Genomic DNA, 21,732 nt, shown 5'->3' with positions numbered 1-21,732 from the left:
GGGAGGGGGGAGGTCTCGGGCGGCGGCTAGAACGCCGCCCGGATCTCCCCCACCTCGGTGGGGCCGCCGAGCAGGGGCGCACGGCCGACGCGGGTGAGTACGTCCGCCTCCACGCCCGCCATACGCAGCGCACGGGCCAGGACGGGGCCCAGGGCCCGTATCCCGCCGTCATCCACCTTGAAGGCCAGCGCACGGCCGTCCGGCAGCGCGAACGCCTGGACCGCCTCGGCGCCCATCTTGGAGAGCGCACCGGGGATCTCCCGCATGAGCCACGTGTCGGGGCGGCGCGTCCCTGCCACGTACTCGGGGTGGGCCCGCATCGCGTCCGCGACCCGGCGCTCCGCCGTCCCCTCGGGGGCGAGGACGAAGTGGCGGAAGGCGCGGGCGAGGCCGGTCAGGGAGATCGCCATCAGCGGGGCGCCACAGCCGTCCGTGCCGACGGCCGCCACCTTCTCCCCCGCCGCTTCCTCGACCACCTGGAGGATCAGCTGCTGGAGGGGGTGCTGCGGGTCCAGGTAGGAATCCGTGGGCCAGCCGTTCAGCTCGCACACCGCCAGCATCGACGCGTGCTTGCCGGAGCAGTTCATCGTGACCCGGTCACGAATGGCACCCGCTGCCAGATATGTCTCGGCCTCGACCGCGTCGAGCGGGAGGTCGGGCGGGCACTGCAGGTCCGCCGCCGTCAGGCCGTGCTCGGCCAGCATCTTCTGTACGAGGTCCCGGTGGAACCCCTCCCCGGAGTGACTCGCCGCCGTCAGCGCGAGCCGCTCGCCCGACAGGTCGAGCCCCGCCCGCAGCACACCGGCCGCCTGCATCGGCTTGTTGGCGGACCTAGGGAAGACGGGGGCGCCCACGTCCCCCATGGCCAGCTCCACGCCGCCGTCCGCCGCGAGCAGCACCAGGCTTCCCCTGTGACGGCCCTCGACGAAGCCGGAACGCACGACCTCGGCGAGGACCGGGGGTATGACCGGGGGTATGGCAGGGGTGGCTGCGGACTCGGCGGACGTCGAGGTCATCTTCGGCCTTCCGGGGCGGGGGGGGGTGGCGTGACGGCGCCGCCCGCGAAAGCCGGGGTCACCGGTCAGGCGAGCAGGTCGTCCACTTGTGCTTCGCCTTCACGGTACCTGCGGGCGATCTCCGCGCTGCAATCGTCCGCCGTGTGCTGGAGCTGCTGGCGGCGCCGGGAAACCTGCTGTTCGTAGCGGGTGAGCCGCCCCATGGCCGTGTGCAGCTCGTCGTCCGTACGGGCGTCCAGGTCGGAGAGCTCGACCTCGGCCAGCATCTCCGTGGCCAGGAGGCCGTACTCCGCGCTGTGCGGCGTGCCGAGGGTCACATGCCGGGCCGACGAGCGGTGCCGGGCCGGGCCGTCCGTGAGGATCTCGGAGAGCCGCAGCACGAGCGGCCCCTCCGGGCCCGGCGCCGTCGGGTCCTTGCGGCGCGCGACCTCGGCCCGCAGGATGTCGATCCGCCCCTGGAGGAGGCGCCGGACATAGCTCAGGTCCGCCTCGTTCTGCTGCGCGTCCCTGCGCAACTCGCGCAGCTCGCGCAGGAGCAGCGCGGCCAGGTCGTGCTCGGGCTGCCCGGAAAGGACCGCGCCGCCCGTGCGCTGCATGGGCGGCCGCGGCACGTTCGCACGTCGTGCGGCGCTCGTGCGGGTCAGCGACACGGATCCGGGCGGCTGCCCCGTACTTGATGTGCTCATGTGGCTCTACCGTCCCCTCGACCGGCGCGGTACACCGCGTGTGAGCATGGTGCCACCCCGGGTGGCCGCTATGTGAGCGAGTGCCCCAATCAACCCCAGATGGGGGGTTCACGGCACCCCCGCGGGCGGCGCATCCGGCGGCCACCGCGGCCGTACGGAGCAGGCATGATGGGCCATATGCGTGCTGTGGTGCAGAGGGTGGACGGAGCGAGTGTCGTCGTCGAGGGCGAGAACGGCCCCGAGACGGTCGGCGAGATCAGCGGCGAGGGCCTGTGCGTCCTGGTGGGGGTGACCCACGAGGACACCAAGGAGAAGGCGGCCCAACTGGCCCGCAAACTCTGGTCCGTTCGGATGCTGGCCGACGAGAAGTCCTGCTCGGACATCGACGCGCCGCTCCTTGTCATCAGCCAGTTCACGCTGTACGGCGACGCGCGGAAGGGCCGCAGGCCTACGTGGAACGCCGCCGCGCCCGGCGATGTCGCCGAGCCCCTGGTGGACGAGGTCGTCGCCCAACTTCGGTCGCTGGGCGCGACGGTGGCCTGCGGCCGCTTCGGCGCACAGATGCGGGTGTCACTGACCAACGACGGGCCGTTCACGGTGCTGATCGAGATGTGACAGGCCCGAACTGAACCGCCGCTTCGGGGCGGGTTTCTTCGGGCCCGTCCGCTCCGGCGGGTTTCTTCCGGCCCGCCCACCCCGGCGGGTTTCTTCCGGCCCGCCCACCCCGTTGCCCCGCATCTGCGACCCCTACGGTTCGACCACGACCTCCTGCGAAGCCGCCACCGCCCCCGCGAGCAGCCCCACGTCGAGCGGCACGTTCCGCTTCACCAGGGCCAGCGCGATCGGGCCCAGCTCGTGGTGGCGTACCGCCGTCGTGATGAAGCCCAGCTTCCGGCCCTCCTCGCCCTCCGAGGCGAGACGCAGCTCGGTCCCGGCCACCGGCAGATGGACCTCGCTGCCGTCCAGGTGGAGGAAGACCAGGCGGCGCGGGGGCTTGCCCAGGTTCTGGACGCGGGCGACCGTCTCCTGGCCGCGGTAGCAGCCCTTCTGCAGATGCACGGCCGTGCCGATCCAGCCGAGCTCGTGCGGGATCGTGCGGTGGTCCGTCTCGAAGCCGAGCCGCGGCCGGTGCGCCTCCACGCGCAGCGCCTCGTAGGCGAGGATGCCGATCGCGGGGCCGTTCTTGTCGGCGTACGGCTCAAGAGACGTACGCGGCAGGAACAGATCGCGGCCGTGCGGCGTCTCGCGTACGACGACGCCTTCCGGGACCGGGGCGATCGAACCGGCGGGGAGGTACACGACCGCGAACTCGTCCGTGCGGTCGGCGACTTCGACCCGGTTGAAGAACTTCATGCTCTCCAGGTACGCGACAAGGGCGTCCTGCGTGCCGGGCTCGACGTGCGCCCACACCGTCTCGCCGTCGTCGACGAGATAGAGGGCGTGCTCGATGTGGCCGTGCGCGGAGAGGATCAGCGCCTCGGCGGCCTGCCCGACGGGCAGCTCGGTCACGTGCTGCGTGAGCAGCAGGTGCAGCCAGCTCAGCCGGTCGGGTCCCGAGACGGTCACGACACCGCGGTGCGAGAGATCGACGAAACCGGTGCCGTCGGCGAGGGCGCGCTGCTCACGGAACAGATCGCCGTAGTGGGCGGCGACGCCTTCGTCCACGCCCTCGGCGGGGACGGCGCCGGGCAGGGACAGGAGGGGGCTCTTCATGTTCACCCACACTACGACCCGGCGGCGGGCGTTCTTATTCCTTGCCGGGGCCGTTCTCCCCCCCGGGGCCGTTCTCCCCGGCGGAGCAGTTCTCGCAGCGGCCGAAGATCGCGAAGTGCTTCAGGTCCGTGTCGAAGCCGAACGAGTCCCGCAGCTTCGCGGTGAACTCGGCCGCCACGGAGACATCGGCCTCGATGACGTTCGTACAGTCCCGGCAGACCAGATGGATGTGGTGGTGGCGGTCCGCCAGGTGGTACGTCGGCGCACCGTGCCCCAGGTGCGCGTGGCTGACAAGACCCAGCTCCTCCAGGAGCTCCAGGGTCCGGTACACCGTGGAGATGTTGATCCCCGACGCCGTCTTCCGCACTTCGCAGAGGATGTCGTCGGGGGTCGCGTGCTCAAGGGCGTCGACGGCTTCGAGGACGAGCTGACGCTGCGGCGTCAGCCGGTAGCCGCGCTGTCGCAGGTCGCTCTTCCAGTCGAAGTCGGTGCTTGCCACACAGGCAGTCTAGGCCAGACGGGCCCGCGGCCCTCTTGAAGAACCGGCCGCCTACTTGAAGAAGGCGATGCCGTCGTCCGGCAGATCGCCCAGGCCCCTGGCCATCTCGGCGACGTCCTCGGGCGAGACGACCTTCTTCAGCTGCGCCGACATGTACGGCCGCAGCGGCACCTCGGGGGTCTGCTTCTCGCCGACCCACATCAGGTCGCCCTTCACATACCCGTAAAGACGCTTGCCGCCGGTGTACGGGCCGGAGGCCGCCGTGCGGGCCACCGCGTCCGTGACGATGTCGATCTGCGGCTTCTGGTCGGCGAGCTCGCCGTACCAGACCTCGACGACGCCGTCGTCGCGGACCATCACGGTCTCGACCTTGCGGTCCTTGTCGACGCGCCAGAAGCCCGACTCGGACTCCAGCGGCTTGACCTTGTTGCCCTCGGCGTCGAGCACCCACGTGTGCGAGTGGTACTCGATGAAGTCCCGCCCGTCATGGGAGAAGGACACTTCCTGACCGAAGTTCGCCTTCTCGGCGCCGGGGAAGTCGGTGACGCCCGCGCCGGCCCAGTTGCCGAGGAGCCAGACGAGGGGCACGAGGTCGGGGTGCAGGTCGGACGGAATCTCGATCATGGGAAGCTCAGGCGATCTCTAGGTGGCGTACGGGGTGTACGGGGCTCAGCGCTGACCCTGGTACAGCTTCTTCACGGACAGTCCGGCGAAGGCGAGAACGCCGACGCAGACCAGAACCAGCAGGGCGGAGAAGAAGGCCTCAAGCACGGGGTGCTCCTCGGTGAGCTATGGGGTGAGCTAGTGGGGCAGGTATCAGAGCCGCTCCCACTGTAGTCGTGCGCGCCCCGCGCCTCTCTGCGAGGTGGCCTTACGGGCGGCCTTATGGGTGGCCTTATGGGTGGCCTTATGGGTGGTCCCCCCGTCGGCCTTACGATGCGGCCATGGCGAAGAAGCTCGTGATCAAGGTGACCGCCGGGGCCGACGCTCCCGAGCGCTGCTCGCAGGCGTTCACGGTGGCGGCCGTTGCCGTGGCCAGCGGAGTGGAGGTCTCGCTCTGGCTGACGGGCGAGTCGGCGTGGTTCGCGCTGCCGGGGCGCGCGGCGGAGTTCGAGCTGCCGCACGCGGCGCCGCTGCCCGATCTGATCGACTCGATCGTGGCCGCCGGACAGATCACGCTCTGCACACAGTGCGCGGCGCGTCGCGAGATCACCGAGAAGGACGTGATCGACGGAGTGCGGATCGCGGGCGCACAGGTGTTCGTACAGGAAGCCATGACGGACGGCACGCAGGCACTCGTCTACTGACGGCGCGCGAGCACTCGTCCACCGAGGCGCGCGAGCACTCGTCCATTGACGCTCGCCTACTGAGCAACCCAGTCGTACGCTGGCCTTATGTTCGCGCGACGTCGCCATGCGTACTTCGCCATGATGGGCACGTGCATCGCCCTCTTCGTCCTGGCGTGGGCCGTCGTGCGGCTCTGGTCCATTCCCGTCGCCGTCGGGATGTGCGTGGTGGCGATGGTGATCCCGCCCCTGGCCGCCATCGTGGCCAACCGGCGCGGCCCCGAGGACCGCTGGTGGGACGACCCCTCGGGGGACTCGAAGTCCGACGACTGGTGGGACGAACTGGACGGCAAGCACCGGCGGTAACCACAGGAGCGGCTGCCAGCCGAAGGACCGCCGAGGGCCGCTGAGGACCGCCGAGGATTACTGAGGACCACTGAGGGGCCGCATCCGGTGGGCTGACGCGTTCTGGTGCCGAACGGCGCGAAGGGCCGCGTCCCGGATACGGAAGCGTCCAACCCCCCAGGGACACGGCCCTCGGCCGTTCATACGCGTCGGACTCCGCCCGCACGGAGTCGGCGGACGGAGTCCGACGCGGCGCCTCGCAGCCTGCGGAGCAGTGCGCGAGGCGCGTGCGGAGCTAGACCGCGATCGCGACCTCCGCGAGGCCGCCCGTCTGCGCCACGACCGTACGGTCGGCGGTGCCGCCCGGGATCAGGGCGCGCAGCGTCCACGTGCCCTCGGCCGCGTAGAAGCGGAACTGGCCGGTCGCCGAGGTCGGGACCTCGGCGGTGAACTCGCCGGTCGAGTCGAGCAGGCGCACGTAGCCGCTGACGGGTTCGCCGTCGCGGGTCACCTGACCCTGGATGGTGGTCTCGCCGGGCTTGATCGTCGAGGCGTCGGGTCCGCCGGCCTTCGCTCCACACATATGCGTTCTTCCTTAACTGGTCACTGCCGGGGGGGGCGGGGAGGGTTACTTGTTGGCGCCGAGCTCGATCGGCACACCGACGAGGGAGCCGTACTCGGTCCAGGAGCCGTCGTAGTTCTTGACGTTCTCGACGCCGAGGAGCTCGTGGAGCACGAACCAGGTGAGCGCGGAACGCTCACCGATGCGGCAGTACGCGACGGTGTCCTTGGAGAGGTCGACCTGCTCGTCCTCGTAGAGGGCCTTGAGCTCGTCGTCCGACTTGAAGGTGCCGTCGTCGTTGGCGTTCTTCGACCACGGGATGTTGCGCGCGGACGGGATGTGACCCGGACGCTGCGACTGCTCCTGCGGCAGGTGCGCCGGGGCGAGCAGCTTGCCGCTGAACTCGTCGGGCGAACGCACGTCGACCAGGTTCTGGGTGCCGATCGCGGCGACCGCGTCGTCACGGAAGGCGCGGATCGAGGTGTCCTGCGGCTTGGCCTTGTACGCGGTGGCCGCGAGCTGCGGCACCTGGTCGCCGTCGACCAGGTCGCGGGAGTCGAGCTCCCACTTCTTGCGGCCGCCGTCGAGGAGCTTCACGTCCTGGTGGCCGTAGAGCTTGAAGTACCAGAAGGCGTAGGACGCGAACCAGTTGTTGTTGCCGCCGTAGAGCACGACGGTGGTGTCGTTCGCGATGCCCTTGGCCGAGAGGAGCTTCTCGAAGCCCTCCTGGTCCACGAAGTCGCGGCGGACCGGGTCCTGGAGGTCGTCGGTCCAGTCGATGCGGACCGCGTTCTTGATGTGGTTCTTGTCGTACGCGGAGGTGTCTTCGTCGACCTCGACGATGACGACCTTCGGGTCGTCGATGTGGGCCTCGACCCAGTCGGCGTCTACCAGGACGTCGCTGCGGCTCATACTTTGTCTCCTCCGGGGCAGTTACGGCGGGGCTTTGGTGCTGTGCGAGGGGGCGCCGGGTACGTGCTGTGACTGCGCGGTGGCGCGGCGTACGCGGCACGGGGTGGCCCTGACGAGGTCAACGGGCCGGGGGATACGGGAGTCGGGGCTCCCGCTCAGAAGGTGCGACAGAGCATGGCGGCGACGCGGCACAGGTCCACTGCCCGCCGCTTCGTGAGGTCCGCCTGTCGGTGCATGCGTCCGATCGTAAGGACGCGAGGGCGGCCGTGTCACCGGCATGTTGAATGATGAGACGCGATCATCCACGATGTGGGATCGATCGACGAACGGAGCCGCCCGCGCGGGGGCGGGGGGAGGGCTTCACCCCTGCCGCATCCATGGCGCGGACGGCTCTGTCTCGTACTGCGGAACGGCAGGCCGATGGGCCCGCCGGAGGGGCCTCAGCCCGCGAGCTTCACGTTCGTCCCCTTGACCGTGATGTCCACGCCGTCCTGCGCCGGCTCCACCTCGTCGATCTTGATGCCGCCCGGCAGCCCGCTGACCTTCTCCTCGAAGTCCGTCACATCGCGGACCATGCCCTCGGGGAGGGGAATCGATACGCCCATGACGTCGATCTTCTTGGGGATCTGGTCGGCGTCCACCTTGATCGTGTCGCCCTCGACCCGCACCGAGCTCATGACGTGCACCGGCTTGGGCAGCTTGGCACCGCCCTTGCTCACCTCGACCTCGACCTTGACCTTGCCGTTGCCGCCGTCCGAGAGCCCGACGACCTTGCCGGTGGCGCCGAGCGGCAGCTCGACCGGCTCGCCCTGTGCCTCCTTGAGCAGCTCGTCGTACGAGATCCGGGCGGTGCCGGTGGCCTTCTCGGCGGTGGCCGAGCTGTAGTCCCCCGAGAACTCGACGCCCTGCATCCGGGCGTCCAGATCGGCGATGCGGATCTTGTCGGAGCCGGAGGTGGCCTCGTAGTTCCGCATGCCGATCTCGACGTCGTCGAGCGTGCCGCCCACGACCTGCGTCAGGAAGGGAAAGCCCTTGATGGAGACGTCGGGCGTCTGACTGAGGCCCTCGCTCGAACGCAGCTTCTTCGCCACCTCGTCCTCGGCGAAACCGACCGCCAGGCGGTCGGCGCCCACGAACAGACCCCCCAGGATCACGACGACGATCAGAAGTATTCGTACGGCGCGCTTGCTCATGTCCGGTGTTCCCCCACCTTGATCCCCCGACTCAACTGACGTTTGCCGCGAGCCTAAAGGACAGGCCCCCGGCGGGAGAGCCCGGCCGGGGACCTGTCGATCAGCTGTGACGATCGGCCTCCGCCGATCTCTCCGCCGGTCAGCCGATGGCCCTGCCGAGGAGATAGACGGCCGGGGCCGCGGCGGCGAGCGGCAGGGCGACGCCCGCCGTCATGTGCACGAAGCGGGACGGATAGTCGTAGCTGGCCACCCGGTGGCCGATCAGCGCGCAGACACCGGCGCCGAGGCCGAGCAGCGCGCCCTTGCTGCCGAAGTCCGTCGTACCGCCGACGGCGATGCCCGCTCCGGCCGCCGCGAGCAGCGCGACGACCACGGAGGCGGGCGTCGGCAGAGGCAGCGCGCGGGCGATCACGGCGACCGCGACGGCGATGCCGCCCACCGTCATCGCGTCGTCCGACGCCGCGAGGTGCCCCGTCGCGATGATCGCGAGAGCGGAGGAGGTGACCGTCGCCATCAGACCGGCCATCCGCTCGTCGGCGGACGCACGGCTGCGCAGCTGAAGGACGAGCACGAGCAGCACCCACACGCCCAGGGTGCCGAGGATCGCGGCGGGCGCGTTCTCCTTGCCGGTGGCGAGCAGCGCGATGTCGGCGACGACACCGCCCATGAAGGCGAGCGCGATGCCCTGCCGGGCGGGCCACATCCCGTTGAGCCGGAACCATCCGGCTGCGGTGACTGCTTGCAGCAGGATGAGCGGTACGAGGAGTGCGTACTGCCCGACGGCGGCCGTACCGGCGAGCAGCAGGCCGAGGACCGCGGTCAGCGCGGCGGGCTGGATCCCCGGCTCTATGATCGGCGACCGCCCCTCGGCACGGGCGCGCTGGGCGTCGGTGACACGGGGGTTGCCGGTGGTGGTGGCGGGGCCGTACGTGCCGGAGTCCGCCGCGGGCTGCGGCTCGGGATCAGGTGCGGGAGCAGGAGCAGGCTCCGAGGGCATCGGCTGCGCGAACCCCTGCGGGGGCAGATAGGCCGTCTCCGCCACGTCCACCACGGGTGAGGGCTGGACCTGCGTGTCCCAGGTCTGCCCCTCCCACTGCTGGGTGTAGGCGTCCTGGGTGTAAGCGTCCTGGGCGTAGGGCTGCTGCTGCCCGTACGGCTGCTGCTGCGGGTACGCCTGCGGAGGCTGCTGTTGCGGGTACGCCTGCGGAGGCTGCTGTTGCGGATACGCCTGCGGAGGCTGCTGCTGCGGATACGCCTGCTGGGCGTATGGCTGCTGCTCGGGAGCGTAAGGCTGCTGCTGCTCGGGAGCAGGGGGATATTCCTGGCGGTAGGGGTCATAGTCCCCGTACCCCGACCCCTCGTACCGTGGATCACTCATAGCGCTGCTCACCCTCCTGCGAACGGCGGGAGCACCTCGACCGTGCCGCCCTCGGCCAGCCGTACCGTCTCATGCCCGCGGGTACCCACGGGGTCGCCGTCGATGAGGAACGAGCATCGCCGCAGTACACGGACCAGCTCGCCGGGGTGTCGCTCGCGTGCCGCGTCCAGCGCCTCGGCGAGCGTCGCCGCAGCGTACGGCTCCTCCGCGACGCCCGCGGCCGCTTTGGCCGCGGCCCAGTAACGAATGGTGCCGTTCACCACGGCAGCTCCTCTCCTTCGGCGGTTGCCGACGTTCCTTCGGCGATTGCCGACGTCCATGATGCCGTGGCCCACTCGGCGATCCGACCGAGCAGCGCGTCGTCCGCCGCGTTCTCCGCGTGGCCCATCCCCGCCTCCATCCACAGCTCCGCCCCGCCCTCCGCGGCGGCGGCCAGCATCCGGGGGTGGTCCACCGGGAAGTACGGGTCCTGGTCCCCGTGCACGATGAGGAGCGGTGTCGGCGCGATCAGCGGGACCGATTCCACCGGGGACAGCGGGACGGGGTCCCACTCGTGCGGGTGGATCCGCGTGCGCAGGCCGACGCGGCCCACGACCCGCCCCATGGGCCGCGTCACCAGCCAGTGCAGCCGCCGCATCGGCGCCGTTCCCCGGTAGAACCAACGGGCCGGGGCGCTCACCGCGATCACCGCGTCAACCCGCGCTTCCGTGCGCCCCCCATGCGCGGCACCGGCGAGCGCCGCGTGCCGGAGCACCACGGAACCGCCCATCGAGAAACCCACGGTCACCACCCGCGGATGACCGAAGGACCGGGCCCACTCCACGGCGGCCGCCAGATCGAGCACCTCGCGGTCGCCGACCGTGGAGAGCCCGCCGGACGCCCCGTGCCCCCGGAAGGAGAACGTGATCACGGCCGCACGCTGGGCGAAAACGCCCGCCGCGCGGCGCACGTGCGGCCGGTCGACGCCGCCCGTGAAGCCGTGCGCGAGCACGATCGCGAGCTGCCCCGCCGGGTCGGGTCCTGGCTCGTAGACGGCCTCGATGGCGACTCCGTCCTGTGTACGCAGCGTTGCGCGCTGTTGAACGCGCGGCGGAGTGCGAGTGATCGGCCGCACAGAAGATCCCGCCGCTTGGCCTGCCGAACCGGAAGTCATGTGGGTTATTCTCCTTGGCAGAGGATCCGGGCAGCGAAGCCCCCGGGTCCTTTCGTGCTTTCTGAGGGTTCGTATACGAAGCCGAAGGATCCGCACGTGGAGAGCCCGGGGCGCGGGCCCTCCGCCGCAGTAATCAGTACGAAGCAGTGCCGTAAACGTCCTCGCAGGGACCGAGGAGGAACCGACGTTATGGGCGAGCGAACCGTGCACAACCGTAGGACGACCCAGGCGGGTGAGCAGCGATGAGTTCTCTGCTGCTCCTTACCAATGCCCTTCAGCCGTCGACGGAGGTGCTTCCCGCTCTCGGCCTGCTGCTGCACAACGTGCGGGTGGCCCCCGCCGAAGGCCCGGCCCTCGTCGACACCCCAGGTGCCGACGTCATACTGATCGACGGCCGCCGTGACCTGCCGCAGGTCCGCAGCCTCTGCCAGCTTCTGCGCTCCACGGGACCCGGCTGTCCGCTGGTCCTCGTCGTCACGGAGGGCGGCCTCGCGGCCGTCACCGCCGACTGGGGCATCGACGACGTACTCCTCGACACGGCAGGGCCCGCCGAGGTCGAGGCGCGTCTGCGGCTCGCGATGGGCCGCCAGCAGATCACCTCCGACGACTCCCCCATGGAGATCCGCAACGGCGATCTCTCCGTGGACGAGGCGACGTACAGCGCGAAGCTGAAGGGCCGGGTCCTCGACCTGACCTTCAAGGAGTTCGAGCTGATCAAGTACCTGGCGCAGCACCCCGGGCGCGTGTTCACGCGGGCCCAGCTGCTCCAGGAGGTCTGGGGCTACGACTACTTCGGCGGCACGCGGACGGTCGACGTCCACGTACGGCGCCTGCGCGCGAAGCTCGGCGTCGAGCACGAGTCGCTCATCGGCACCGTCCGGAATGTCGGCTACCGCTTCGTGACGCCGGAAAAGGTCGAACGCGCGGCCGACGGGGCCAAGGCGAAGGCGGCGACTCCGCGGCCCGAGGGCGAGCGCGACAGCAACCCCGTCGGCTCCCCCGTCGCGCCTCCCGTCGAGAAGGCGGCCCCCGCCGAAATCACGCCGAAGGAAGCTGACGTACGCCCTGCCCAGCGGTAGTTCCATCCGCGTAGACTCCGCGCGTGGCCAAGGTGACTCGGGATGACGTTGCGCGACTTGCGGGTACTTCCACCGCCGTCGTCAGCTACGTCATCAACAACGGACCTAGGCCGGTTGCCCCGGCCACGCGCGAGCGTGTACTCGCCGCGATCAAAGAGCTGGGGTACCGGCCCGACCGGGTCGCCCAGGCCATGGCGTCGCGTCGGACCGACCTCATAGGCATGATCGTGCCCGACGCGCGCCAGCCGTTCTTCGCGGAGATGACGCACGCGGTGGAGCAGGCCGCCTCCGAGCGCGGAAAAATGGTGCTCGTCGGCAACACGGACTACGTGGACGAGCGCGAGGCCCACTATCTGCGGGCGTTCCTCGGCATGCGGGTCTCCGGGCTCATCCTCGTCAGCCACGGTCTGACGGACCAGGCCGCCGCCGAGATCGACGCGTGGGACGCGCGGGTCGTCCTCCTTCACGAGCGGCCCGAGGCGATCGACGACGTCGCCGTGGTCACGGACGACCTCGGCGGCGCGCAGCTGGCCACCCGGCACCTCCTCGAACACGGGCATGAGTACGTGGCCTGCGTCGGCGGCACCGCCGAGACCCCGACCGTCGGCGACCCCGTCTCCGACCACGTCGAGGGGTGGCGGCGGGCCATGCAGGAGGCCGGGCGCTCGGTGGAGGGGCGGCTCTTCGAGGCGCCGTACAACCGCTACGACGCGTATCAGATGGCGCTTGAGCTCCTTGCCCGCCCTGATCGGCCGACGGCGATCTTCTGCTCCACCGACGACCAGGCGATCGGCATCCTGCGTGCCGCGCGGGAGCTGCGGATCGACGTGCCGGAACAGCTGGCCGTCGCCGGGTTCGACGACGTCAAGGAAGCGGGTCTGACGGACCCGCCGCTGACGACCGTGGCATCGGACAGGCCCGCCATGGCGCGGGCCGCGGTCGATCTCGTCCTGGACGACGGCCTCCGGGTCGCCGGGTCGCGCCGGGAGCGGCTGAAGCTGTTCCCGTCACGTCTGGTCGTCCGGCAGTCGTGCGGGTGCGCCTGAAGCTCAGGGTTCGGCGCCGACGCCTTGACGAGCTGACGCCTTTATAAGGGGCATACGCACTTCTATTGGCGTTCTCAGGACGTACTCAGCCGCCTCTCATGAAGGCGGACCAGCCTAGAACCCATGACCGACAACTTCCGCCAGAGCGGCGAGTACCCCCAGCAGCACCAGTCGTCAGCGCCTGTGCACCATGGCGGTACGGAGGGCGCCTACCCGCCCCCGCCCGCTTTCGCGCCGGAAGCCCCGACACAGCAGCACGGGCAGGCACCGGAAGAGCCCCCGAAGCCCCCGCGCAAGCGGGCCCGGGGCCCCCTGGCCCTCCTCGCCGCCGTCGCCATCGCGGCAGCGGCGGTAGGCGGCGGCACCGCCTACGCCTTCCAGGAGCTGACCGGCAACGACACCGCGTCGAGCAGCGCCACCAACACGAACGTCGTGCCCACGAGCCAGAAGGGCACCGTCTCCGGCGTCGCCGAGGCGGTCAGCCCCAGCATCGTGGAGGTCAGCGCGAAGTCGAACGCGGGTGAGGCCACCGGATCCGGCGTGATCGTCACGAAGGACGGCGAGATCGTCACCAACAACCACGTGATCTCCGGCGCCACGTCGGTCAAGGTGACGACGGCCGACGGCAAGTCGTACGACGCCAAGGTCGTCGGCACCGACAGCAAGAAGGACCTGGCGCTGATCAAGGCCGAGGGCGCTCCCGACCTGAAGCCCGCGAGCCTCGGCGACTCCGACAACGTGAAGATCGGCGACGACGTCGTGGCGATCGGCTCCCCCGAGGGCCTGACCGGCACCGTCACCAGCGGAATCGTCTCCGCCCTCGACCGGGACGTCACCGTCTCGACGGACGAGGGCCAGGGACAGCAGCAGCAGCAACAGCAGGGCGGCGGCAACTGGCCGTTCGAGTACGGCGGTGAGCAGTTCAACGGCGACACCGGGTCGTCGAAGACCACGTACAAGGCCCTGCAGACCGACGCCTCGCTCAACCCGGGCAACTCCGGCGGCGCCCTCATAGACATGAACGGCAACATCATCGGGATCAACTCCGCGATGTACTCGCCCAGTTCGTCGCAGAGCGGCACCGAGTCGAGCTCGGGCAGCGTCGGCCTCGGCTTCGCCATCCCGATCAACACGGTCAAGGCCGACCTCGACACCCTGCGGGCCGGCTCCACCAACTGACCCCGAACGCTCCTCTGGAGGCCGCCATGCCCACCACCACCCTGATCACCGTCAACCGCGCCCGGCACGCGCTCGCCGCCACCATCGGCTGGGGACACCCCGACACCGACCCGGCGGGGCTCGGCCTCCCCCTCGCCGTGGCCGGGGAACTCCACGGCTCCTCCGCTGCCCGCGCCCCGGAAGTGGCCACGGCGGCCAAGGCGGTCACGGCGCAGTCCCGGCCCGCCGCACGCCGCAAGCCCCGCGCACGCGTGCGAGGCTGATACCGGCCCCGTCCGACCCGCACTCCGACGCGCACACGGACCCGTACTCAAGGAAGTCACCAGCCGATGAGCCCCGCCGAAGGCGAGCAGCAGCAGCGCATCCTGATCGTCGACGACGAGCCCGCCGTACGGGAGGCGCTACAGCGCAGCCTCGCCTTCGAGGGGTACGGCACGGAGGTCGCCGTCGACGGCGCCGACGCCCTGGAGAAGGCCGCGGCCTACCGCCCCGACCTCGTCGTCCTCGACATCCAGATGCCCCGCATGGACGGCCTCACCGCCGCGCGCCGACTGCGCTCGACCGGCGCTCTGACACCCATCCTGATGCTCACCGCGCGTGACACGGTCGGCGACCGCGTCACCGGGCTCGACGCGGGCGCCGACGACTACCTGGTCAAGCCGTTCGAACTCGACGAGCTCTTCGCCCGGATCCGGGCCCTGCTTCGGCGCAGTTCGTACGCCGCCGGCGCGGGGCAGGCCGAGGAGGGCGACACGCTCGCCTTCGCGGACCTGCGGATGGACCTCGCGACCCGTGAGGTCACGCGCGGAATGCGCACGGTGGAACTGACCCGCACGGAATTCACCCTCCTTGAGATGTTCCTCGCACATCCGCGCCAGGTCCTCACGCGGGAGCAGATCCTGAAGGCGGTCTGGGGCTTCGACTTCGAGCCCTCCTCCAACTCCCTGGACGTGTACGTCATGTACCTGCGCCGCAAGACCGAGGCGGGGGGCGAGCCCCGGCTTGTCCATACGGTGCGGGGTGTGGGGTATGTGTTGCGGCCGGGTTCCGGCGGGGGCGCCGAGTGAGCGGGTTCTTCCACCGGTACCGCACGATGCCGTTGCGCTCGCGGCTCGCACTGCTGGTGGCGTGTGTGGTGGCACTGGCGGTGGCCGCCGTCGCGGTGTCGTGCTGGCTCCTCACCCGCTCGCAGCTGCGGGACCAGATGGACGACTCGCTGCGCAGCCTCAACGTCGGTGGCCCCTACCTCGCGGACACGGTCGCCCCCTGTCGCGACACGCACAGCTCCCCCAACGACGAGACGGCGCCCGGCACCACGACGGTCTTCGTGCAGGTCGTCCAGACGGACGGCACGCGCTGCGTGGGACGCGGCTCCACACCCGTCGTGGTGGAGGGGGACGATCTGCAGGTGGCCCAGGGCTTTCGGGAGCAGACCCTGCACGACGGCCAGACCGACGACGGTGAGTCGGTGCGTGTCCTGACGCAGGTCCAGGGCAACCTCACGGTGTCCCTGTCCCGCCCGCTCTCCGAGATCGACACCCCCCTGAACAAGCTCGCCCTGCTGCTCACGGCGGCAGCCGGCATCGGCGTACTCGGCGCAGGCGCCGCGGGCCTCTGGGTGGCCCGCACAGGCCTGCGGCCCGTCGACGAGCTGACGGCGGCCGTGGAGCACGTGGCCCGCACGGAGGACCTGAACCTGCGGATCCCCGCCGAGGGCGACGACGAGATCGCGCGCCTCTCGCGCTCGTTCAACTCCATGACCGCGTCCCTCGCCTCCTCGCGCGACCTGCAACAGCAGCTCATCGCCGACGCGGGGCACGAGCTGCGCACCCCCCTCACCTCGCTGCGTACGAACATCGAGCTGCTCGCCCGCAGCGAGGACACCGGGCGGGCCATCCCGCCCGACGACCGCAAGGCCCTGCTCGCCTCGGTCACGGCGCAGATGACGGAGCTGGCGGCGCTGATCGGCGACTTGCAGGAGCTTTCGCGCACGGACAGCGGACAGGGCGGGAAGGTGCAGGTCGTGGCCCTGCACGGCATCGTGCAGGCCGCCCTGGAGCGGGCCCGCCTCCGTGGCCCCGAGCTGACGTTCGCCGCGGACCTCGCCCCCTGGTACGTACGTGCCGAGTCGGCGGCCCTGGAGCGGGCCATCGTGAACATCCTGGACAACGCGGTGAAGTTCGGGCCCCCGGGCTCCACCGTGGAAGTGGCCCTCAAGGGCGGCTCGCTGACCGTCCGCGATCACGGCCCCGGCATCCCCGACGACGAACTCCCGCACGTCTTCGACCGCTTCTGGCGTTCCCCGTCGGCCCGCAGCCTCCCCGGATCTGGCCTCGGCCTGTCCATCGTGGCCCGCACCGTGCACCAGTCGGGCGGCGAGGTGGCGCTCCGGCACGCGGAGGGCGGCGGGACGGTGGCGACGGTCAGCCTGCCGGGCGCGCCCACCCCGCCCCCGACCGGCCAGCCCTAGGCCCTACACCGGCCAGCCCTAGGCCCTACTTGCCGATGCTCAGCCCCGTGCCCGTGAGCCGCACCCTGATCCCGTCCTTCTGCACGTTCACGTCCTTCAGCCACACGTGCCCGTCCCCGGGCAGCTTCGGCAGCTGGAAGGCGAGCGTCAGGCGGTCGGCGAGCACGGGCCGGGTGAGCTGGGCCAGGCCCTTCAGGAGCGCCGGGTCAAGGCCCAGCTTCTTCAGGAGCTCGGGGTGGCCCATCGCGACGTCGATGAGGTTGAGGCCCATCACATCGTTGATGAAGCGCGGTGAGCCGACGAGGTCGTGCAGCTTGGTGTCGCTCTTGAGGGCGCCGCTGACCACCGACTCCGAGACGCCGAGCCGCTGGACGATCGACGGCACGGAGAGCAGCGCCTTCGCCTTGGCGGTCTCCTCGGCGAGGCGGTCCGCGGACTTCTTGCTGAGGTGCAGGCCCTCGGAGTCGCGGGTGCCGGGCCGGTAGGTCGCCAGGTCCCCGATCTGCAGGCTCATCCTGCCGATGTCGGTGGAGATGCCGCGGTCGCCGTTGCGCTCGATGCGGGCGTCGGCGCGCAGCTTCAGGTCGTGGCCCGCGACGGGCAGCGTGCCGCGCGCGAGCACCTGGTCGCGGCCGTGGCCGCTGAAGGTGACCTGCGACGCTCCCAGTTCGCGGTTGAGGTCGTCGAAGGAGAGCATCACCTCGCCGTTCATCTCCTGGATGAGGGCGCCCTTGATGTCGGTGGGGCCGTCGCCGGTGATCTTCACGTTCGTCCCGGTGGCGGAGACCTGGGCGAGCGAGATCCGGTCGGCCGCGACGTCCGGCACGGTGACCTTGACCTTGTCCACGCGCTTGTCGAGCACCTGGGTCAGGAAGGGGAAGCCCTCGATCTCGACCTCGGGCGCCGCGCTCAGGTGCATCGAGTCCTTGAGCTTGTCCGCGGCCTCGTGCTCGGCGTAGAGCAGGGCCCAGCGGTCGCCCAGCGCGAGGAAGGCGGCGAGTACGACGAGGGCGACGACGGCCTTCGCCGCGAGCGGGAGTCCGGCGAACCGGGTGCGGCGGCGGCTGCGGCCCCGGCCGCCCCGCCCGCCTCGGCGGTGGTTCGGAGGCTGCCACGGGGCGTCCGACTTGTCGGCTTCGTCCTCTTCGTCCGCCTCGTGGAGGAAACGCTCCAGCGGGTTCGGGGTCGCGAGGGCGCCCAGCTCGTCGTACGGATTGAGCGGAGCGGTGGTCTCTGCCGCCTCGGGGGGTGCTTCTGGGGAAACCGATTCGGCGTGCCAACCATCAGACGGATAAGCCTGGTCGTGATCGGGCGGAAGCGTGGCTATGCGGTGGGGGGAACGCATCAGCTGAGTTCACCATACGTTCACACCCCACCCCAAGCCTCACGCCCAGTAACGACCGATTTTGGCCACTTACTGAGTGCGACTGTTAACGCCTCATTCACTTCACGACGGTGATCCTGTCCGCCTTGGGCGGGGCGATCGGCTTGTCCGCCGAGGAGTTGGCGGTCAGGTAGTCGTTGAACGCCTTCAGGTCATCGCTGCCGACCAGCGGCTTCGCGCCCTTGCCGAGCTCGGCGAAGCCGTCGCCGCCGCCCGCGAGGAAGGAGTTCATCGCCACACGATAGGTGGTGGCCGGATCTATCGCCTTGCCGCCCAGCTTGATCGAGTCCGTCACGACGCGGTCGGCGCCGGACTTCGTCATGTCGAGCGTGTACGTCAGGCCGTCCGACACCTGAAGGATCTTCGGGGACGCCTCGTTCGACCCGCTCACCTGCTGCTTGAGGCCGGTGATCAGCTGCGCGCCGGTCAGGTCGACGAGATTGACCGTGTTGCTGAACGGCTGCACGGTGAAGCCCTCGCCGTACGTCACGACGCCGTCACCCTCGTTCCCGCTCGGCTTGTGCACGAGGTCGGAGCGGATGCCGCCCGGGTTCATGAGCGCCAGGTCCGTCTCCGGGTCGAGCGACTTGCCGTGCGCGAGCTGCGCGTCCGCGATCAGGTCGCCGAGCGGCGCCTCCTGCGCGGTGGCGCCGCGGCCGGGTATGTCGCCGGAGATGAAGCCGACGGGCTGGTTGGCCACCGGGGCCGCCAGCTTGTCCCAGCGGGAGATGAGCGAGGTCATGTCGGGCGCCTTCGCCTGCTCCCGGCTGACGACGTGGTTCGCGGACTTCACGCTCGTACGGACGATGTCCTTCGTCCTGCGGTCGTACGTGAGCGTCGTGTCCGTGTAGAGCTTCCCGAAGGAGGAGGCGGACGTGACCATGCGGGGCTTGCCCGACGGGTCGGGGATCGTGCAGACGTACGCGTTGTGCGTGTGCCCGGTGACCAGGGCGTCGACCTTGGGCGTGATGCCCTTGGCGATGGTGGTGATGGGGCCCGAGATGCCGTCGCCCGCGCCCGGGGAGTCACAGTTGTAGTTGTAGGCCCCCGACGCGGGGACGCCGCCCTCGTGGATCAGGGTGACGATCGACTTCACGCCCTGCTTGTCGAGGATCTTGGCGTACTTGTTGACCGTCTCGATCTCGTCGTGGAACTTGAGCCCCTTGACGCCGTCGGCGGAGACGATGTCCGGCGTGCCCTCCAGCGTCACGCCGATGAAGCCGACCTTGACGCCCTTGTGCTTCCAGACCCAGTACGGCTTGAGGACGGGCTTGCCCGACTTCTCGTCGGTCACGTTGGCCGCGAGGTAGGGGTAGTCGGCCCCCTTGAACTTCTTGCCCTTCTCGAAGCAGCCGTCCTTGGGGTGACAGCCGCCCTTCTGCATGCGGGCCAGCTCCTTGGCCCCCTCGTCGAACTCGTGGTTCCCCACGCTGGTGACGTCGAGGCCGAGCTTGTTCATCGCCTCGACGGTCGGCTCGTCGTGGAAGAGACCCGACAGGAGCGGGCTCGCGCCGATGAGGTCGCCCGCCGCCGCCGTGACGCTGTAGGGGTTGCCCTTGCGGGCCGTACGAAGAGACGTGGCGAGGTACTCGGCACCGCCCGCGTCGATCTTCTTCTCGGTCCCGTCCGGCTGCTTCTCTGTCACCTGGCCCGACGACCCCGCGGGCGGCTGAAGATTGCCGTGGAAGTCGTTGAAGGACAGCAGCTGCACGTCGACGGTGCGCTTCTTGCCCGCCGCGTCCGCCGCGCCCGACGCTCCGGCGTGGTCCTGTCCGGCGCTCGCGGGCAGTGCGGCGGCCAGCGCGCCGAGCGTGGCGAGACCGGCCGCGGCGGCGAGCACGCGGGCGGCCCGGCGTCTGGGCCGACGTGGCTGAGGAGTGGCTGGCACGTGTCCCCCTGGGAGGGTATAGAGCGGCTGAGGGTGTGAAACTCCGCGCAGCCTAGAGTCAACGCGCGTAGCGCGACAGGGGGTTACGGGTTACGAGGTGGTTGCCGTCGAGGGCACTTCGGACACTTGGGACGCTCGGGACGACGCGCAGGACAGGAGTGACGGCGTACGGGAGCCAGTGCGGCCGAGGGCGACCAGGCGCGGCGACAGAGGCGCGTACGCCGTCGTGCACTCCCCCCAAGCCGTGAGCAGGCCCGTGATCTGCTCCCCGACCGGCCGCCGCCGTACCCTCGACTCCATGACTGACGAGCAGCAGCCTCCCGCCACCCTGCGGCAGATCGACACGGTCGCCGCCCTCACCTCCGACCAGGCCGACGCCGTGCTCGGCCTCATCGCGGAAGCGGCCCGCACGGACGGCCAGCAGGCCGTGTCCGAGCAGGGGCGGCTGCAACTGCGGGGAGGCGCGCGGGCGGGGGTGCGGCATCTGCTGCTCGGCGTCGGCGACGACCTCGTCGGGTACGCGCAGCTGGAGGACACCGACCCCATCGAGGCCCCCGCCGCCGAGCTCGTCGTGCACCCCTCCTACCGCGGGCGCGGGCACGGCCGTGCCCTTGGCACCGCGCTGCTCGCCGAGTCCGGCCGGCGGCTGCGGATCTGGGCGCACGGCGGCCACTCGGCGGCGCGGCACCTGGCGCAGGTGCTCGGGCTCACCCTCTTCCGCGAACTGCGGCAGATGCGGCGGCCGTTGGCGGGCCTCGACCTGCCCGAGCCGGTGCTTCCCGCAGGCGTCGTCGTACGCGCCTTCGTGCCCGGCCAGGACGACGCGGCGTGGCTCGCGGTGAACGCCGACGCCTTCGCCCACCACCCCGAGCAGGGCTCCCTCACCCAGCGCGACCTGGACGACCGTGAGGCGGAGCCGTGGTTCGACCCCGCGGGCTTCTTCCTGGCCGAGAAGGACGGCGAACTCGTCGGCTTCCACTGGACCAAGGTGCACGCGGACGAGGGCCTCGGCGAGGTGTACGTCCTCGGGGTGCGGTCCGGCGCACAGGGCGGCGGCCTCGGCAAGGCGCTGACGACCATCGGCCTGAACCACCTCGCGGCGGCGGGTCTTCCGACGGCGATGCTGTACGTGGACGCGGACAACAAGGCGGCGGTGAGCGTCTACGAACGGCTCGGGTTCGTCACGCACGAGACGGATCTGATGTACCGGACCGAGTCCTGAGGTCCTGAGGTCCCGAGGCCATGAGGTCCTGAGGTCCCGAGGTCCCGAGGTCCCGAGGTTCAGGGCGACGCGGGAGATACGCGAAGGGCGCGGTGTTCCCCGGGGGAACACCGCGCCCTTCGCGCGTCTTCGGCCTCTCTCGCCTACTTCGGCTCGACCGGCTTCAGGCACATGCTGTACTGCACCCGGCCGCGCCGGGTCTGCTCATAGCGGGACTCCCCCGGCTCGCACTCGGTCTCGTGCTTGCTCGTCACCTTGTACTCGGCCGCCGTGCCGGAGCAGTCGACGACCTCCATGTCCGGGCTGCCGCCCGATCCCTTGTTCTGTACGCAGTCGCCGACCTCCGCGGCCGTGGGCGCCTTGGCGGCCTCGCTGCCGGGGCCCGTGGTGTTGCCCCGGCTCGAATACCACCAGACGCCCGCGATGACACCGGCGATGAGCAGGACCACCACCTTCATCAGGGGTGACTGCCGGTTGAACGAGCCGCCGCCACCGCCGCCACCGCCGCGCGGGCGCTGGGGCTGCTGGGGCTGCTGGGGCTGCTGGGGGGCGAACTGCTGCTGGCCGTACTGGGGCGGCGGCGGCCCCTGGTACTGCGGCTGACCCTGGTACTGCGGCTGACCCTGATACGGCGGCTGGCCCTGATACGGCGGCTGAGGCTGCTGGCCGTACGGCTGCTGAGGCTGCTGATAGCCGCCCTGAGGCGGCGGTGGCATGGACA

At 70.5% G+C, this 21,732-nt stretch carries 25 protein-coding genes; 10 read left to right on the top strand and 15 right to left on the bottom strand.

Annotation, left to right across the window (positions count from 1 at the left end; translation table 11 throughout):
• Positions 1–26: 26 nt before the first annotated feature.
• Positions 27–1,016, bottom strand: a complete 990-nt coding sequence (locus ACFVXC_RS38980; protein WP_389915855.1) for an asparaginase — start codon at positions 1,014–1,016, stop codon at positions 27–29.
• A 65-nt stretch (positions 1,017–1,081) separates the two neighbouring features.
• On the bottom strand, positions 1,082–1,702 hold the full coding sequence (locus tag ACFVXC_RS38975; protein ID WP_389915852.1) for an ABC transporter substrate-binding protein: 621 nt from the start codon (positions 1,700–1,702) through the stop codon (positions 1,082–1,084).
• Positions 1,703–1,879: 177 nt separating this feature from the next.
• On the opposite strand from ACFVXC_RS38975, the gene dtd reads away from it, so the two are divergent.
• On the top strand, positions 1,880–2,317 hold the full coding sequence (gene dtd / locus ACFVXC_RS38970; protein ID WP_389915850.1) for a D-aminoacyl-tRNA deacylase: 438 nt from the start codon (positions 1,880–1,882) through the stop codon (positions 2,315–2,317).
• Between the two features lie 132 nt (positions 2,318–2,449).
• On the opposite strand, the gene ACFVXC_RS38965 is transcribed toward dtd, so the two are convergent.
• From ACFVXC_RS38965 to ACFVXC_RS38955, 3 genes are read right to left on the bottom strand one after another with little or no spacing between them, the layout of a single operon-like run.
• Positions 2,450–3,415, bottom strand: a complete 966-nt coding sequence (locus ACFVXC_RS38965) for a YgfZ/GcvT domain-containing protein (RefSeq protein ID WP_389915847.1) — start codon at positions 3,413–3,415, stop codon at positions 2,450–2,452.
• Positions 3,416–3,449: 34 nt separating this feature from the next.
• Positions 3,450–3,914, bottom strand: coding sequence for a Fur family transcriptional regulator (locus ACFVXC_RS38960; protein ID WP_389915844.1), 465 nt, complete (start codon positions 3,912–3,914; stop codon positions 3,450–3,452).
• 51 nt (positions 3,915–3,965) lie between these two features.
• A complete protein-coding gene (locus ACFVXC_RS38955; RefSeq protein ID WP_389915841.1) occupies positions 3,966–4,538 on the bottom strand; it encodes an FABP family protein in 573 nt (190 codons plus the stop codon).
• Positions 4,539–4,858: 320 nt separating this feature from the next.
• On the opposite strand from ACFVXC_RS38955, the gene ACFVXC_RS38950 reads away from it, so the two are divergent.
• Positions 4,859–5,221: a DsrE family protein gene (locus tag ACFVXC_RS38950; RefSeq protein ID WP_389915838.1), complete on the top strand. Its 363-nt coding sequence runs from the start codon at positions 4,859–4,861 to the stop codon at positions 5,219–5,221.
• An 87-nt stretch (positions 5,222–5,308) separates the two neighbouring features.
• Entirely contained in the window at positions 5,309–5,566 is a 258-nt protein-coding gene (locus tag ACFVXC_RS38945) for a DUF3099 domain-containing protein (RefSeq protein WP_389915835.1), read from the top strand.
• A 274-nt stretch (positions 5,567–5,840) separates the two neighbouring features.
• On the opposite strand, the gene ACFVXC_RS38940 is transcribed toward ACFVXC_RS38945, so the two are convergent.
• The 7 genes from ACFVXC_RS38940 to ACFVXC_RS38910 form a co-directional block, all read right to left on the bottom strand.
• On the bottom strand, positions 5,841–6,128 hold the full coding sequence (locus ACFVXC_RS38940; protein WP_160505842.1) for a DUF1416 domain-containing protein: 288 nt from the start codon (positions 6,126–6,128) through the stop codon (positions 5,841–5,843).
• Positions 6,129–6,173: 45 nt separating this feature from the next.
• The gene (locus ACFVXC_RS38935) at positions 6,174–7,019 is read right to left on the bottom strand and encodes a sulfurtransferase (protein WP_389915833.1); all 846 of its coding nucleotides are present in this window, start codon (positions 7,017–7,019) and stop codon (positions 6,174–6,176) included.
• Positions 7,020–7,174: 155 nt separating this feature from the next.
• Entirely contained in the window at positions 7,175–7,255 is an 81-nt protein-coding gene (locus ACFVXC_RS38930) for a putative leader peptide (protein WP_350893136.1), read from the bottom strand.
• Between the two features lie 204 nt (positions 7,256–7,459).
• Entirely contained in the window at positions 7,460–8,212 is a 753-nt protein-coding gene (locus tag ACFVXC_RS38925) for a DUF2993 domain-containing protein (protein ID WP_389915830.1), read from the bottom strand.
• 139 nt (positions 8,213–8,351) lie between these two features.
• The gene (locus ACFVXC_RS38920; RefSeq protein WP_389915828.1) at positions 8,352–9,590 is read right to left on the bottom strand and encodes a hypothetical protein; all 1,239 of its coding nucleotides are present in this window, start codon (positions 9,588–9,590) and stop codon (positions 8,352–8,354) included.
• 8 nt (positions 9,591–9,598) lie between these two features.
• Positions 9,599–9,853, bottom strand: a complete 255-nt coding sequence (locus ACFVXC_RS38915) for a MoaD/ThiS family protein (RefSeq protein WP_383276195.1) — start codon at positions 9,851–9,853, stop codon at positions 9,599–9,601.
• A complete protein-coding gene (locus tag ACFVXC_RS38910) occupies positions 9,847–10,743 on the bottom strand; it encodes an alpha/beta hydrolase (protein WP_389915825.1) in 897 nt (298 codons plus the stop codon). Before ACFVXC_RS38910 ends, ACFVXC_RS38915 begins: the two co-directional genes overlap by 7 nt.
• Positions 10,744–10,985: 242 nt before the next feature.
• Between ACFVXC_RS38910 and ACFVXC_RS38905 the strand changes: the two genes are divergently transcribed.
• The 6 genes from ACFVXC_RS38905 (at position 10,986) to ACFVXC_RS38880 (ending at position 16,517) form a co-directional block, all read left to right on the top strand.
• Complete coding sequence (locus tag ACFVXC_RS38905) at positions 10,986–11,822, top strand: winged helix-turn-helix domain-containing protein (RefSeq protein ID WP_389915822.1); 837 nt, start codon at positions 10,986–10,988, stop codon at positions 11,820–11,822.
• Positions 11,823–11,845: 23 nt separating this feature from the next.
• A complete protein-coding gene (locus tag ACFVXC_RS38900) occupies positions 11,846–12,868 on the top strand; it encodes a LacI family DNA-binding transcriptional regulator (protein ID WP_389915819.1) in 1,023 nt (340 codons plus the stop codon).
• A 123-nt stretch (positions 12,869–12,991) separates the two neighbouring features.
• On the top strand, positions 12,992–14,047 hold the full coding sequence (locus ACFVXC_RS38895; protein ID WP_389915817.1) for a S1C family serine protease: 1,056 nt from the start codon (positions 12,992–12,994) through the stop codon (positions 14,045–14,047).
• A 26-nt stretch (positions 14,048–14,073) separates the two neighbouring features.
• Positions 14,074–14,310: a hypothetical protein gene (locus tag ACFVXC_RS38890; protein ID WP_389915814.1), complete on the top strand. Its 237-nt coding sequence runs from the start codon at positions 14,074–14,076 to the stop codon at positions 14,308–14,310.
• 66 nt (positions 14,311–14,376) lie between these two features.
• A complete protein-coding gene (locus tag ACFVXC_RS38885; protein WP_389915812.1) occupies positions 14,377–15,114 on the top strand; it encodes a response regulator transcription factor in 738 nt (245 codons plus the stop codon).
• A gap of 26 nt (positions 15,115–15,140) precedes the next feature.
• Complete coding sequence (locus ACFVXC_RS38880; RefSeq protein ID WP_389915995.1) at positions 15,141–16,517, top strand: sensor histidine kinase; 1,377 nt, start codon at positions 15,141–15,143, stop codon at positions 16,515–16,517.
• A 25-nt stretch (positions 16,518–16,542) separates the two neighbouring features.
• Here the strand turns inward: ACFVXC_RS38880 and ACFVXC_RS38875 are convergent, their stop codons facing one another.
• A complete protein-coding gene (locus tag ACFVXC_RS38875) occupies positions 16,543–17,862 on the bottom strand; it encodes a DUF2993 domain-containing protein (protein ID WP_389915809.1) in 1,320 nt (439 codons plus the stop codon).
• Positions 17,863–17,959: 97 nt separating this feature from the next.
• Complete coding sequence (locus ACFVXC_RS38870; RefSeq protein WP_389915806.1) at positions 17,960–19,789, bottom strand: bifunctional metallophosphatase/5'-nucleotidase; 1,830 nt, start codon at positions 19,787–19,789, stop codon at positions 17,960–17,962.
• 298 nt (positions 19,790–20,087) lie between these two features.
• Between ACFVXC_RS38870 and mshD the strand changes: the two genes are divergently transcribed.
• Positions 20,088–21,011, top strand: a complete 924-nt coding sequence (mshD, locus tag ACFVXC_RS38865; protein ID WP_389915804.1) for a mycothiol synthase — start codon at positions 20,088–20,090, stop codon at positions 21,009–21,011.
• 143 nt (positions 21,012–21,154) lie between these two features.
• Here the strand turns inward: mshD and ACFVXC_RS38860 are convergent, their stop codons facing one another.
• Positions 21,155–21,727: a hypothetical protein gene (locus tag ACFVXC_RS38860; protein ID WP_389915801.1), complete on the bottom strand. Its 573-nt coding sequence runs from the start codon at positions 21,725–21,727 to the stop codon at positions 21,155–21,157.
• Positions 21,728–21,732 lie beyond the last annotated feature (5 nt).

This window comes from Streptomyces sp. NPDC058257, assembly GCF_042881845.1.
GTDB lineage: Bacteria > Actinomycetota > Actinomycetes > Streptomycetales > Streptomycetaceae > Streptomyces.
Note: the sequence above shows the minus strand (reverse complement) of the source record. Positions and strands in the feature narration are given on the sequence as shown.